The following is a 13,120-nucleotide window of genomic DNA, read 5'->3' as shown; positions in this document are numbered from 1 at the left end:
GTAAGCAAGCGCGTCCGCACGGTGGGGAGGGGTCGGGCGCGGTAGCTCCTATTGAGGAAGCTCGATTTCGGCTTCCGACGGGATGCGGAAGTAGGTCTCGGTCCAGTCGGTGAGTTTGTGCTCGAGCTCGCGGGTGATGGCGCCGTCGAGCATGCGCCAGGTCCAGTTGCCGCCCAGCGTGGCAGGGGTGTTGATGCGCGCCTCGTTGCCCAAGTTGAGCAGGTCCTGCATGGTGTAGATGCACGTGTCGCTCACGCTGGCTGCGATGGTTCGGTTGAGCGCGTCGGCGATGGGTTCGCCGGCCTGCTGATGGGTGTACAGGGCTGTCTGCTCGCGCTGACGCGGGGTAGCCGTTCCTTCAAACCAGCCGCGTGCCGTCTCGTTGTCGTGAGTGCCCACGTAGGCGACGGTGTTGGCAATGTAGTTGTGCGGCAGGTAGTACGAGTTGGTGCCCTCAAAGGCAAACTGCAGGATCTTCATGCCGGGGAAGCCCGAGTTGTCGCGCATGTCGATGACGCCGGGGGTGAGGAAGCCCAGGTCCTCGGCGATGATGGGCAGCGTGCCGAGCTTTTCCTCGAGTGTCTTGAAGAGCTTGAGGCCGGGACCCTGCGTCCACGAACCGTAGGACGAATCAGGCGAGGAGAACGGCACCTCCCAATAGGCCTCGAAGCCGCGGAAGTGATCCAGGCGGATGACGTCGTACATGTCGAGGGCGGCGCGAATGCGGCCCTCCCACCAGGAGAAGCCGTCGGCCTCCATGGCGTCCCAGTCGTAGATGGGGTTGCCCCAGTACTGGCCGGTAGCCGAGAACTGGTCGGGCGGCGTGCCGGCGACGCTCACGGGATTGCCGGCGGCGTCGATCTTAAAGAGCTCAGGTGTCGCCCACATCTCGACGGAGTCACGCGAGACATAGATGGGCAGGTCGCCGATGATGAGAATGTCGCGCTCGTTGGCATAGGCCTTGAGGCGGCTCCACTGGCGATCGAAGAAGTACTGCGTCATCTGGTGGTAGAGCATACGCGCCGGATGGTCGGCGCAGACCTTGGCGGAAGCCTCGCCGCGGGTGCGGAGCTCCGCGGGCCACTCCCAAAACGCCTTGAGACCGCACTCCTCTTTGACGGTCATGAACTCACAGTAGGGGATGAGCCAGTCCTCGTTGGCCTGGATAAAGTCATCGAAATCGGCCGGCTTGTCGGCAGCAAAGCGCTCGGCGGCGCGGTCGAGAATCTGACGGCGGCCGCCAAAGATAGCACCGTAGTCGACATTGCTGGGGTCGGATCCCAGATACACGCCATCGATATCGCGCTGCTCCAGATACCCTGCCTCGATAAGCTCGGCAAAGTCGATAAAGTTGGGGTTGCCTGCGCGGGCCGAGAACGACTGATAAGGCGAATCGCCATAGCTGGTCGTCGTAAGGGGCAGAATCTGCCAGTAATGTTGTTTGCACGAGGCGAGAAAATCGACGAAGTCGTAGGCATTCCAGCCAAAGCCGCCGATTCCGTATGGTCCGGGCAGAGATGAGACGGGCATGAGGACGCCGCTTGCACGCTCCATGAATGCGCTCACCAACCTTCTTGTTGTGGGGTCGGCCTGCCGATGGAAGAGCAGTCCGCCTCCGATGTTCTGATCCGATACGCCTATTGTAAAACATGTTGTTTAAACATGTACAGGCAAGATAAAAAAGTTGGTCGATTTTCGGCGAATGGCTACATGCCATGAAAAAAGCCCCGACCTCACAACGTGAGATCGGGGCAAGAACGGTATGTAGGTTTTTGCTACTCGGCGTCGGCGAAGCCGTTGGGGTTGTGGCTCTGCCAGTTCCAGCTATCGCGGCACATGTCCGCGATGTCGTACTGGGCCTTCCAGCCCATCATGCGCTCGGCCTTGGAGGCATCGCACCAGTTGGCAGCGATGTCGCCGGCGCGGCGCTCGCGGATCACGTAGGGCAGCTCCTTGCCACAAGCCTTGGAGAAGGCGGCGACGACCTCGAGTACCGAGGTGCCGGTGCCGGTGCCCAGGTTAAAGATCTCGACGCCGGTCTTGCCGTTCATCCAGTTAAGGGCGGCAACGTGACCAGAGGCCAGATCGCACACGTGGATGTAGTCGCGCACGCCGGTGCCGTCGGGGGTGGGGTAGTCGTTGCCAAAGACCTGAACGGCCTCGAGCTTGCCCACGGCGACCTGGGCGACATAGGGCACCAGGTTGTTGGGGATGCCCTTGGGGTCCTCGCCGATCAGGCCCGACGGATGAGCGCCGATGGGGTTGAAGTAACGGAGCAGCACGACGTCCCACTCGGGGTCGGCGGTGTGGACGTCCATAAGGATCTGCTCGATCATCCACTTGGTCCAACCATAGGGGTTGGTTGCGGGCTTTTTGGGGTCTTCCTCGGTGACGGGCGGGTTGTCCGGGTCGCCGTAGACGGTCGAGGAGCTCGAGAAGATGATGGACTTGCAGCCATGGTTGCGCATGACGTCGATGAGCACCAGGGTGTTCTCGATGTTGTTGTGGTAGTACTCGACGGGCTTGCTCACCGACTCGCCGACGGCCTTAAAGCCGGCGAAGTGGATGACGCGGTCGATCTGATGGGTGTCGAAGATCTTGTTCATGGCCTCGCGGTCGAGCACGTTGGCCTCGTAGAAGGTGAGGTTCTTGGCAGCCTCTTCGCCCACGATGGTCTTGACGCGGTCGACGGCGACGGCGCTGGAGTTGGAAAGGTCATCGACGATGACGACCTGGTAGCCGCCCTCGAGCAGCTGAACGACGGTGTGCGAGCCGATAAAGCCGGCGCCACCGGTTACGAGGACGCAGGTGTCTTTGGGGTCGAGTGCTTTGGACATGTAGTCTCCTATCGAATCAGGAACACTTCTTCAGGGGAGTATAGCGCAGGCAGGGGCACCCAAAACGTGCAGGGCAGGAAAAGCAGATGAACATGCTAACGTACTCATGGAAATGTTTGGCGTGGGCGTAACCTTGACTTTGACGTTTGCATACGAGCCGCCGACCATACGGTTTGCTGCCGTTCGTGGAAATCGTTGGGATGCGCCGGATGTACGCTAATATGTATGAGTTGAGCGACATATAAATAAACATGTAACGGAGTAGATATGTCACCAAACAGCGATTCCATCCTTTCCCAGGAGCTTTCGCGTCGCACTGCCCTCAAGGCCCTGTTCGGCGCAGCTTCTGAAGCCGTTCTTTTTGGTCTGCCCGCTCGCGCCCATGCTGCGGAGGCCACCAAGGAAACCACCGACAAGCTCAATGCGGCCCAGGCTCAGCTTGACGAGGTCCAGGCCCAGCTCGACAGCATCGCAAATGAATACGCGGCGCTGGCCAACAAGAACGCCCAGACCCTCAACGATATCGAGGGCGTACAGGGCCAGATTGACAGCACGCAGGCGCAGATTGACGAAAAGAAGGCCGAGCTCAAAAAGAAGCGCGACGATCTTTCCGATCGCGTTTCCGCCAGCTATAAGTCGGGCGGCACCAACATCCTGTCGCTGCTGCTCGCCTCGGGTTCGTTTGAGGAACTCGTCGCCAATGCGCACTATGTTGAGAAGATCAACAAGAGCGACCGCGACGCCATCGAGGACATTCAGACCATCCAGGAGGAGCTCGATGCGCAAAAGACCGAGCTCGAGTCGCAGAAGGCCGACTTAGAGAAGCTCAAGGACCAGCAGACTGCCCAGATGCAGGACATGCAGGCCAAGCAGCAAGAGGTCCAGACCGTGCTGAGCGGTCTTTCCGACGACGTCAAGGAGCTCATGGCTCAGCGCGATTCAGAGATTCTCGCTGCCGCCCAGGCCGAGGAGGCTGCCAGGAAGGCCGCCGCTGCCGCGGCCGCCGCGAACAAGAACAATTCCTACTCGGGTGGTTCGAGCTCGGGCGGTGGATCGTATGCGCCCGGAACTCCGCAGCAGAATGCCGGCTCGGGCAAGCAACAGGCCGTCGTCAACGCGTGCTACTCCACGCCTTCGCCGGGTCAAAACTGGTGCGCGGCGTGGGTTACCAATGTCTTCCGCAACGCAGGCGTTGGCTACTTTGGCGGTAACGCGTGCGATATGTTTAACGCCTGGTGCTATAGCTCCGACCGCTCGGCGCTGCAGGTGGGCATGATCGTGGCCGACTCCTCGCATAGCGGCACCGGTGCGCCCGGCCTGCTGTATGGCCATGTGGGCATCTATGTCGGCGGCGGCGTCGTTATGAGTAACGAGGGCGCCATCACGTCGAGGTCGCTTGACTCGTTCATTGGGTTCTACGGCACTGGCTCTGGCGTGCGCTGGGGCTGGCTCGGCGGTATTGCGCTGTCGTAACGATAAGTTGGGCCGGGACAGTCCGAGAGGCATAAGGTTGCCTGCTCGGACAGTCCTGCTCGCACGGAGAGCACATTAAGTGCTCTCCGGCTCGTGCGGAACTCGCGATCAACCTTATGCCTCTCGGACTGTCCCGGCCCTCTCGGGTTCGGGGTGCGACACACCGGACTGGTTATCTTATATAAAGATGGCGAAGGCCCCTTTCGGGGCCTTCTTTTTAAATAAAATTATCGACTCCGTGGACTTCGGTTTTGGAATTTGGAGCCGACGGCTCATCAAAGTGGAAAATGAAATATAACCTAGCTGCAATAATCGCCTTGTTGCGAACTCGAACTGATCATGTAGATCTAAAATAGTCGCAATATACAATTGTCGTGTGGTGCGTTGGGTCGGAGCTGCTGCGGGTCCTAGATGGATTGCGGTCTTGCGCCCCGATGTTCAAACAGGTTTCTCTCTAGACGGGAAGTTGCTCATGGACACCATATATGACGGAGACGACTGGGTCGATCATTATAGTTGGCGCCTGGTCGGCTCGGATGACAATGGGGATGTGGTGTTTGACGGACTATGTCCAAAGCATCTCCATCCTTTTGTCTCGTCGTTAATTGAGAGTTCCGCTCGTGTTGCCCCCTACAGCTCGGCGTCGCTTCATGATACGGACGTTTTGAAGACCATAAAGGAATCAATTGACGAGGGCACGATGAGTAGCTTGCTGTTTTCTCGCCTTGTGGGGCTAGATGAGATTGACTCGAAACGACTGCTTGCGGGCGAAAAGGTGGAACTCACTTATCGGTCGATGATTTCAATCCTGCGGATGGCCGATGTTCTTCGCAAATAAATGAAAACGGGACAAGTGAGCTACGTCACTTGTCCCGTTATTAATTAAAGTGGACCGCGGCGAGCGGGCTATAAAAATTCGCCGACTCGGTGGACTTCGGGTTCTAGGTCTACGTCGAACTGCTCTTTGACTTTGGCTTGGATGTCGCGGATGAGTTCGTCGACGTCGGCGGCGGTGGCGTGGTCGGCGTTGACGATGAAGCCGCAGTGTTTTTCGCTCACCTGCGCGCCGCCGACAGCATGGCCGCGCAGGCCGGCATCCATGATGAGCTTGCCGGCAAAGTAGCCCTCGGGGCGCTTGAAGGTGGAGCCGGCGCTCGGCATGTCGAGCGGCTGCTTGTCCTCGCGGCGCTGGCGGTAGTCGTCCATGTCGGCCTTGATCATCGCGGCGTTGCCCGGGGCGAGATTGAAGGTGGCCGAAAGCACGGTAAAGCCGTCGTCGGCGATGCGGCTCTTGCGATAGCCCAGGTTAAGCTCGTCGACATCGAACTCGATGATGCTGCCGATGCCGCGGGTGCCGTCGTCGAGCATGCGGGCGGGCTTGTAGACGCGCACAGACTCCAGCACATCGGCCATGCAGGCGCCATAGGCGCCGGCGTTCATGTAGCAGGCGCCGCCGACCGATCCGGGGATACCCGAGATGGGCTCCATGCCGGTGAGACCGGCCTCGGCTGCCGCCGCGGCGACATCGGAAAGCAAGGCGCCGGCTGCTGCCGTGACGTGCGTGCCGTTGACCGTAATGTCGGAGAGGCCCTCGCCAAGCGCCACGACGACGCCGCGGATGCCCTTGTCACCGACGAGCAAGTCGGAGCCGTTGCCCACGATGGTGAGGGGCAGATCGCAGCGATAGCAGGTATCGAGCGTGGCGACGAGGCTCTGCTCGGTATCGGGCGTGACAAAGACGTCGGCCGGGCCGCCGATTTTAAACGTGGTGTGCTCGCGCATGGGCTCGCTCATCAGCACGTTGTCCTCGCCGGCAACGCCAGCAAGCGCGCACAGCAGGTCCTCGTTAAAAAAGTCGTTCTCGTGCATACGAATATCCGCCTTTTGGTGGTCGTTGTCATCAATCGATTGCAATATACCCCACCCGGACGGATTTGGTGCGCTGGCGGCGATAAAACAGCCGTCTACCGGATTGGTAAAGTGTTTATCATCGAGGTAGAGGGACGGTCGCTATACTTTCAAGGGATTGCGCGAATACTCGGAAGGAGCGAGATGGGCAACAAAGTTACTCTCAAGCAGATTGCCCAGGAGGTGGGGCTTTCCCCCTCGTCGGTCTCGCTTGTTCTCAATAATCGGCCCTGCCGCATCTCGGAAGAAAACCGCAAGCTCATCAAGGAGGTCGCGGCGCGCAACCACTATGTCCCTAACCAGATCGCGCGCAGCCTGGTCATGCGCGAGTCACGCACGCTGGGCCTTATCGTTCCCAATATCGAGAGCCGCTTTTTTGCCTCGCTCGCCGGCAGCTTGGAAAAGCGCTGCCGCGAGGATGGCTATGCGCTCTTTATTACCAGCTCGGGTGGAAGTGCCGACGACGATCTTGAGCTGCTGCGCCAGCTGGTGACGCGCGGCGTCGACGGCGTCTTTCTGGTAGTGGGTGACGAGTTCTCCGACGACCGCGCCCTGCGCGAAGAAGTCAGCCATCTGCCCATTCCGGCGGTAATGGTCGACCGTGCCATTGAGGGGCTCGAGTGCGACAAGGTGATGTTCGACCACGAGATGGGTGGCTACATGGCTACCCGCTATCTGATCGAGCAAGGACACCGTCGTATTGCCTGCTTGGTTAATGCGCGCCGTTCCAATACGGGTCGTAAGCGTCTTGCCGGCTACGAGCGTGCGCTGCGCGAGGTTGGCCTGCCGATCGACGCACGTTTGGAGTTTGAGAGCGAGTACTACATTCCGAGCGCCTACGAGGCCTCGGAGGCGGTGCTCGCAACTGACGCCACCGCCGTGTTCGCAAGCTCGGATAACATTGCCCTCGGTCTGCTTAAGCGCTTGCACGAGATGGGTAAGAGCATCCCGGGCGATATCTCGGTGGTAAGCTATGACAACTCGGCGGCCGACGTTCTCTTTGAGCCAGCGCTGACCGCGATTGAGCAGGATCCTGGTGTCCTCGCGGAGCATGCTTTTGGCTGCATGTCCAAGCGTCTTGCCGGTAGGGGCGGTAGACGTGCCGAAGAGGTCGTTCTGGAGCCGGCGCTTATCGTTAAGGACAGCGTGCTTGACCTTACCGAATATAGCTAAGCGCACTTGTTTGTTTGCATAGATTGTATGCGGAGCGTCAGCTATTTGCCGGCGGGGCCGGGGTGCCTGCTTTGTTTTGAGAAGTTCGCGAAGCCCACTTCTCAAAACAAAGCAGGCACCCCGGCCCTCGTCCGTAAACTTTTCCGCTGGGCGAGCCATAGACGCCGCGCACCGATAGGGTGGGGCGGTACCTTGAAATTGGTGCTATATTCGCCTTGAGTTGTTTAATGCTAGTACGGGAGGCTGATATGGGGCTGTTCAAGAAGAAAAACCCGCAGGATGCCTTTGATCCCGATGTGTTTACCATCACGGATACGATTTTGGACCCGCCGCGGTTTACATTTTTGCCGGCTATCTACCAGGATGCCACGCGCCGCAAGTGGGCCGTACATCAGCGCGGTGCAGAGCCAAAGATTTTTGACTATGCGGACGTGCTTCAGTGCGAAGTAGCCGAGGCGGGCGATCCGGAGGCCGAGGAAGCGGTCTCAAAACAGGAATTTGCCCAGCGTATTCTGGCAAATCCCGCTAAAGCGGCAAAAATAAACGCTGCCAAGCGTAATATGTGTCTTGGTATGGGCGTTGTTGTGGCGGTTCAGACGGGAAAAGACGAGGTTTCCAAATTAGAGATTCCCGTTATGACCGACGAAGTCAAACGCGATTCAAGTCTATATAAGTCGTATCGGAATGTCGCCGAGAAGATTAAGGCCGAATTTGATGCCATGGGAGGGCTGGCCTAATTTTGGCGGCATACGTTTCTGAATGAGGAGTCTGTGCAATGGCAGGCGAATCTTATGCAATTCCCCCCAAAGATCGTGCTGTTGAGGGAATTCTTTGGTATATCCAGCACTATCAGCTCGGCGGCGGCGATCGTCTGCCGGCCGAGCGCGTGCTGTGTGAAGAGATTGGCGTTTCGCGTACGGCGTTGCGCGCCGGTATTATGCGGCTCATTTCGTGCGGAACGCTCGAAAGCCGCCGCGGATCGGGTACGTATGTGTGTCCTCCCAAACCGCTCAATATCTTCCAGGAGACGTATAACTTTTCCGATGCCGTGCGGACTGCAGGCTTGCACCCCTCTTCTCGCTTGGTTTCCACCGAGACTCTCGAGGCGGATGAGACACTTGCCGACAAGCTTGGGGTTGCCGTAGACGCTCCTTTGCTTCGCATGCAGCGCGTTCGACTTATTGAGGGCGAGCCGGCATCAATCGAGACGGCTCACGTTAACCTGTCCCTGTGTCCATCGCTTCCCGAGCACGATTTTGAGTGTGAGAGTCTTTACGATGTCTTGCTCAAAGAAGGTGGCGTGCGTGTTGAGCATGGACGTGAGCATATCTCCATCTCGCGCTTGAACGCCGAAGAGGCCGAGCTACTCCAGCAAGAAGAGGGAACGCCGGTGTTCTATGAGAGCACGATCGAATTTGATAAGGACATGCGTTTTGTGGAGCATTGTAAATCGGTGATTTTGCCTACAAAGTTCCGCTTTGCCGACAACGGCGAAAAGAACGGCATGAGGAGCGTGGCAGGTGAACAATGGCTGAAACAGTAGATGCCACCCCGGTTTATATACGCATTCGACGTCGCATTGAGGAGCGTATCGAGCGCGGAATATACCCCACGGGTTCGATGATTCCGTCCGAAAATGAGCTTGCCGAGGAGTTTGGCACGACACGCCTGACTATCCGGAGTGCCGTGGACGAGCTAGTTCGTCGCGGCCAGATTCGCCGTGTCCGCGGAAAGGGTGCCTTCGTGGCACAGAAGGTGCCCGTTACGTTTGAGCGTACGGGCGGCTTCCGTGAATCGGTTCGCGCCTCGGGCGGCGAACCGTCCGTCCGCATTCTGGCGCGCTCCAAGCGTTATGCGGGGCCATACTACGCTGACCTATTTGGCATTGCCGAGGACGACCTGCTCTATTCCATTCGACGTTTGAACTGCATTAACGGCGATCCCGTATCGATTGAGATGGCGCTGATTCCCTGCCTGCTGTTCCCAACAATCGAAGAGATCGACGTGTCGGTTTTCAGTTTGTACGAGACCTATGAGATGCTGGGCCGAAAGCCGGTCATGGCACAGGAAAAGCTCGATATCGAAGCGCTGGGCGCGCGAGATGCCGGTCTGCTTGGACTGGAGCAGGGCGATCTTGCCTTGACGCTGGAGTGCGTGAGCTTCGATGCAAGCGGGCAGGCAATCGAATACGTCAAGTCGTTTAACCGCGGTGATGCGGGTGGATATACCTATACGTACTAGCTGGAGTTTTGTGAATAACAGCTGGGAAGCTAACCAGTTTTGATCGTTGGGTCAGCCGTATATACAACCTTACATGGCTCAAAATCGACCGTTCGCCGATGGGGATAAATTAATCGACAAAGAGGTATCAAAAAGCTGTAACCTGTAACTGTGATTGGTATCAAATACTAATGATTTGTTACGAGGTGAGACGATGAAAATGCTCGATTACGTTCAACTCGCCCACGTGCGTATGGGTGAGAACCTTGAGCGTTCGTCTGAGCTTGTATGCCAGCTCGTAGATATTTTCCAGTCTGGTTCCTTTAGCGCACTGCGCATCGTTGCTTCGGGTTCGTCCCGCCATGCAGCCGATTGCGCCCGCGATTATCTGCAGGATGCGCTGCAGATGCAGGTGTCCGTTGTGACGCCCGAGGCCTTTGTCGATTTTGAGCACACCTATCCTCAGCATGCGCTCAACATCGCCGTCTCCCAGAGTGGCTACTCGACCAACACGATCGCGGCGCTCGATTACATGCGCGCGCACGATATGCCTGCAGTTGCACTCACGGCAAACGTCGAAGCGCCTATTAAGGAACACGCTGATATCGTTCTCGACTACGGCGTGGGCGTCGAGTCGGTGGACTTTGTGACTCTGGGCGTCGAGGTTCTCGTTGAGTACCTGGTGCTCTTTGGCATTTACGGTGGCCAAGCGCGCGGAACGATTGACGCCGAGGGCGTTGCCCAGCGTCTTGACGACCTGCGCGAGGCTATCCAGGGCAATGCCGTGATGTGCAAGACCGCCGAGGCATATGTCCAAGACCACATGCTCGAGCTTTCTGAGCACATACCCGCCATGGTCGTCGGCAACGGCCCCAACTATGGCGTTGCCGAAGAGGCGGCGCTCAAGCTGAGCGAGACCATCAAGATTCCGGCTATGCATCACGAGGGCGAGGAGTTCGTTCACGGTCCCGAGATGCAGATAACCCCAGGCTACCTGGTGTTTATCGTCGACGATCCACAAGGGTCGGAGCGTCTGGCAAATATCGCCGATGCGCTGTCGAACGTTACGGCAAAAACGGTGCTGCTCACGGCCCATCCCAGGGGTAGGGCTCACGAGGTTGCGGTGCCTCAGGTGGCTCCGCTGCTCAGCGCAATTCCCAATCTTGTGTTCTTCCAGACGATTGCGGCAATGATCGCCGAGCGCCTGAAGTCATGGGATGTGCACCCGTATCTCGATGCCGTCTCCAAGCAAATGGAGGTCAAGGCAGAGGGCTACGAAGAGTCAGTCAATGCGCTTAAGGCCAAAGCGGCTGAGTGTTACGGAATGTAAGCGGGTTTTGATGCCCGTTGGCACGGGGGATGTGGAAACAACCCCCAGAAAGGAGAGACAAATGAAGGAAACCGAGAAGATCGAGATCATGCATTTCGACCAGGAGGGCTACCTCGAGGACGGCAAGGCGCTCTACGAGACCGGCAAGAAGATGACCGCGCTCGCCGACAAGGTCGCCGACGAGGGCTACGACGCCGTGTTCCTGATGGGCGTCGGCGGCACCTGGGACGAGCTCATGCAGCTCGAGTACCTCATGAACAAGTTCGGCGACCGCGACCTCGAGGTCTACCTGATCCACGCCGCCGAGTGGAACGTCTCCGGCCACAAGCGCATGACCGAGAAGTCCGTCGTGCTCACCGCCTCCGAGTCCGGCACCACCCCCGAGGTCCTCGAGGCCGTCAAGAAGATGAAGGACATGGGCGTCCGCGTCTACGCCATGACCAAGCCCGAGGGTCTCATCGGCCAGGCTGTCGGCGCCGAGAACTGCGTCGCCATGGCTTCTGACCATGGTTCGGGCGGCTGCGAGAAGGGCTACTACCTCGCCGACTGCTTCGGCCTGCGCCTGCTCAACCGCCGCGGCTGCTTCCCCAAGTTCGACCTGTTCATCGAGCAGACCAAGGACATCTGGAAGGACATGCTCGATATCCGCAAGCGCTTCGAGCCGCGCGCCGAGGAGCTCGCCAAGAAGTACGCCCTGGCCCCCTACACCATGTTCATCGGCTCCGGCGCCCTGTGGGGCGAGACTATCCTGTTCTCGATGTGCATCCTCGAGGAGATGCAGTGGAAGCGCACCCGCTACATCACCTCGGCAGACTTCTTCCACGGCACCCTCGAGCTCGTGGAGCCCGGCGTCCCCGTGTTCCTGTTCATGGGCGAGGACGAGAACCGCAAGCTCGACGAGCGCGTCCGCGCCTTCCTGACCCGCGGCGTGACCGGCGACACCGACATCAACATCATCGACACCGCCGAGTTCGCGATCCCCGGCCTTGACGACGAGTTCCGCGTCATCGTCTCCCCGTGGATTCTGACGGTGCTCGTGACCGACCGCCTGGCTCGCTACTACGAGACGGTCACCAAGCACAACCTCAAGTATCGTCGCTACTATCACCAGTTCGACTACTAAAGAAAACGGGTGCGGGAACGTGCCGGGCTATTGAGAGGAACACAGAATGAGACAGTACATCATCGCCAGCCATGCGCACTTCGCTACCGGCATCAAGGAGAGCGTCGAGCTGCTCTCGGGCGCTCGTGACAACGTCCACGATCTTTCGATGTTCGTCGATGGCCGCATGGACGTGGCCGAGGAGGCCCAAAAACTGCTGGCGGGCATGTCTGCCGACGATGATGTCGTTGTCTGCACCGACCTCTTTGGCGGCAGCGTCAACAACGAGTTCACCAAGATCGTCCAGACGCGTCCCCGCACGTACCTCGTTACCAACATGAACCTTCCTCTGCTCATCCAACTGCTGTTCTCTGACGAGTCGGCGCCGGTTGAGGAGACGATTCGTGCCATCGTCGCTGCGGACGATACGCGCGTGAAGTTTGTCAACGACCTGCTGGTCGATGACGACGAGGAAGAAGAGTTCTAATCCGCAGCACCTATTGACATGCCGTAAGACGGCGCAAGACCTTTGGGGGGTCACATTATGATTCAGCTACTCCGCGTTGACCATCGCCTGCTTCATGGCCAGGTCGCAGTTTCCTGGGTTCAGGGCCTCGGCTCCAACTGCATTTTCTGCGTGGGCGATAAGGTTGCTAACGACCCGGTGTGGAAGACGACGCTCAAGATGGGCAAGCCTGCCGGCTGCAAGCTCGTCATCAAGGATATGGCGAATGCCATCGAGGCCATTAACTCGGGCGTGACTGACAAATACAAGATGATCATCTGCGTCGCCACCATCGCTGAGGCAAAGCAGCTTGTTGAGGGCTGCCCGCAGATCAAGTCGGTCAACCTGGGCAACACCAAGCCCAAGGACGAGAAGCGTCCCGACGCTCGTCAGGTCTCTCGTCAGATCTTCCTGACCGCGGCCGAGGAAGCCGATGTGCGCGAGATGCTGGATCGTGGCATTGAAGTCGAGATTCGACCCCTGGCCGATGACCCCAAGGTTGACTGCGCCAGCGTGCTCTAGGCGTTTGAATTCGAAGAGTCTGAGCTCTTCGTAGTGTCCTATATGGAAAG

The 13,120-nt window shown here is 58.6% G+C and carries 13 protein-coding genes; 10 read left to right on the top strand and 3 right to left on the bottom strand.

The annotated features are described in order from the left end of the window. Nucleotides 1-48: 48 nt before the first annotated feature. Both malQ and galE read right to left on the bottom strand, forming a co-directional pair. Entirely contained in the window at nt 49-1,554 is a 1,506-nt protein-coding gene (gene malQ / locus OGM60_09465; GenBank protein ID UYJ00182.1) for a 4-alpha-glucanotransferase, read from the bottom strand. 221 nt (nt 1,555-1,775) lie between these two features. Next, nucleotides 1,776-2,837 carry a UDP-glucose 4-epimerase GalE gene (galE, locus tag OGM60_09460; GenBank protein ID UYI99102.1) on the bottom strand — a complete coding sequence of 354 codons (1,062 nt, stop codon included), beginning with the start codon at nt 2,835-2,837 and terminating at the stop codon, nt 1,776-1,778. A 267-nt stretch (nt 2,838-3,104) separates the two neighbouring features. Between galE and OGM60_09455 the strand changes: the two genes are divergently transcribed. Beyond that, nucleotides 3,105-4,310 (top strand): hypothetical protein, encoded by a 1,206-nt coding sequence (locus OGM60_09455; GenBank protein ID UYI99101.1) that lies wholly within the window; start codon nt 3,105-3,107, stop codon nt 4,308-4,310. Between the two features lie 472 nt (nt 4,311-4,782). Continuing rightward, complete coding sequence (locus OGM60_09450; GenBank protein UYI99100.1) at nt 4,783-5,148, top strand: hypothetical protein; 366 nt, start codon at nt 4,783-4,785, stop codon at nt 5,146-5,148. Nucleotides 5,149-5,216: 68 nt separating this feature from the next. On the opposite strand, the gene murB is transcribed toward OGM60_09450, so the two are convergent. After that, nucleotides 5,217-6,179 (bottom strand): UDP-N-acetylmuramate dehydrogenase, encoded by a 963-nt coding sequence (gene murB / locus OGM60_09445; GenBank protein UYJ00181.1) that lies wholly within the window; start codon nt 6,177-6,179, stop codon nt 5,217-5,219. 183 nt (nt 6,180-6,362) lie between these two features. On the opposite strand from murB, the gene OGM60_09440 reads away from it, so the two are divergent. The 8 genes from OGM60_09440 (at nt 6,363) to OGM60_09405 (ending at nt 13,070) form a co-directional block, all read left to right on the top strand. Then, the gene (locus tag OGM60_09440; GenBank protein UYI99099.1) at nt 6,363-7,391 is read left to right on the top strand and encodes a LacI family transcriptional regulator; all 1,029 of its coding nucleotides are present in this window, start codon (nt 6,363-6,365) and stop codon (nt 7,389-7,391) included. A gap of 248 nt (nt 7,392-7,639) precedes the next feature. Continuing rightward, complete coding sequence (locus OGM60_09435; GenBank protein UYI99098.1) at nt 7,640-8,128, top strand: hypothetical protein; 489 nt, start codon at nt 7,640-7,642, stop codon at nt 8,126-8,128. A gap of 38 nt (nt 8,129-8,166) precedes the next feature. After that, complete coding sequence (locus OGM60_09430; protein UYI99097.1) at nt 8,167-8,934, top strand: GntR family transcriptional regulator; 768 nt, start codon at nt 8,167-8,169, stop codon at nt 8,932-8,934. After that, nucleotides 8,919-9,632: a GntR family transcriptional regulator gene (locus OGM60_09425; GenBank protein ID UYI99096.1), complete on the top strand. Its 714-nt coding sequence runs from the start codon at nt 8,919-8,921 to the stop codon at nt 9,630-9,632. The genes OGM60_09430 and OGM60_09425 overlap by 16 nt, the downstream gene beginning before the upstream one ends. 193 nt (nt 9,633-9,825) lie before the next feature. Then, nucleotides 9,826-10,941, top strand: a complete 1,116-nt coding sequence (locus tag OGM60_09420; GenBank protein ID UYI99095.1) for an SIS domain-containing protein — start codon at nt 9,826-9,828, stop codon at nt 10,939-10,941. 61 nt (nt 10,942-11,002) lie between these two features. Further along, nucleotides 11,003-12,064 (top strand): SIS domain-containing protein, encoded by a 1,062-nt coding sequence (locus OGM60_09415; GenBank protein ID UYI99094.1) that lies wholly within the window; start codon nt 11,003-11,005, stop codon nt 12,062-12,064. A 46-nt stretch (nt 12,065-12,110) separates the two neighbouring features. After that, nucleotides 12,111-12,530: a PTS fructose transporter subunit IIA gene (locus OGM60_09410; protein ID UYI99093.1), complete on the top strand. Its 420-nt coding sequence runs from the start codon at nt 12,111-12,113 to the stop codon at nt 12,528-12,530. 57 nt (nt 12,531-12,587) lie between these two features. Further along, nucleotides 12,588-13,070, top strand: a complete 483-nt coding sequence (locus tag OGM60_09405; protein UYI99092.1) for a PTS sugar transporter subunit IIB — start codon at nt 12,588-12,590, stop codon at nt 13,068-13,070. Nucleotides 13,071-13,120: the final 50 nt, after the last annotated feature.

The sequence above is a fragment of the Coriobacteriaceae bacterium genome, assembly GCA_025757745.1.
In the GTDB taxonomy this organism is placed as follows: domain Bacteria; phylum Actinomycetota; class Coriobacteriia; order Coriobacteriales; family Coriobacteriaceae; genus Collinsella.
Note: the sequence above shows the minus strand (reverse complement) of the source record. Positions and strands in the feature narration are given on the sequence as shown.

What these genes read in the sequence shown, in the direction of transcription:
- malQ (UYJ00182.1), bottom strand. Translation starts at nt 1,554, where the DNA reads ATGGAGCGTGCAAGCGGCGTCCTCATGCCCGTCTCATCTCTGCCCGGA.
- galE (UYI99102.1), bottom strand. Translation starts at nt 2,837, where the DNA reads ATGTCCAAAGCACTCGACCCCAAAGACACCTGCGTCCTCGTAACCGGT.
- OGM60_09455 (UYI99101.1), top strand. Translation starts at nt 3,105, where the DNA reads ATGTCACCAAACAGCGATTCCATCCTTTCCCAGGAGCTTTCGCGTCGC.
- OGM60_09450 (UYI99100.1), top strand. Translation starts at nt 4,783, where the DNA reads ATGGACACCATATATGACGGAGACGACTGGGTCGATCATTATAGTTGG.
- murB (UYJ00181.1), bottom strand. Translation starts at nt 6,179, where the DNA reads ATGCACGAGAACGACTTTTTTAACGAGGACCTGCTGTGCGCGCTTGCT.
- OGM60_09440 (UYI99099.1), top strand. Translation starts at nt 6,363, where the DNA reads ATGGGCAACAAAGTTACTCTCAAGCAGATTGCCCAGGAGGTGGGGCTT.
- OGM60_09435 (UYI99098.1), top strand. Translation starts at nt 7,640, where the DNA reads ATGGGGCTGTTCAAGAAGAAAAACCCGCAGGATGCCTTTGATCCCGAT.
- OGM60_09430 (UYI99097.1), top strand. Translation starts at nt 8,167, where the DNA reads ATGGCAGGCGAATCTTATGCAATTCCCCCCAAAGATCGTGCTGTTGAG.
- OGM60_09425 (UYI99096.1), top strand. Translation starts at nt 8,919, where the DNA reads ATGGCTGAAACAGTAGATGCCACCCCGGTTTATATACGCATTCGACGT.
- OGM60_09420 (UYI99095.1), top strand. Translation starts at nt 9,826, where the DNA reads ATGAAAATGCTCGATTACGTTCAACTCGCCCACGTGCGTATGGGTGAG.
- OGM60_09415 (UYI99094.1), top strand. Translation starts at nt 11,003, where the DNA reads ATGAAGGAAACCGAGAAGATCGAGATCATGCATTTCGACCAGGAGGGC.
- OGM60_09410 (UYI99093.1), top strand. Translation starts at nt 12,111, where the DNA reads ATGAGACAGTACATCATCGCCAGCCATGCGCACTTCGCTACCGGCATC.
- OGM60_09405 (UYI99092.1), top strand. Translation starts at nt 12,588, where the DNA reads ATGATTCAGCTACTCCGCGTTGACCATCGCCTGCTTCATGGCCAGGTC.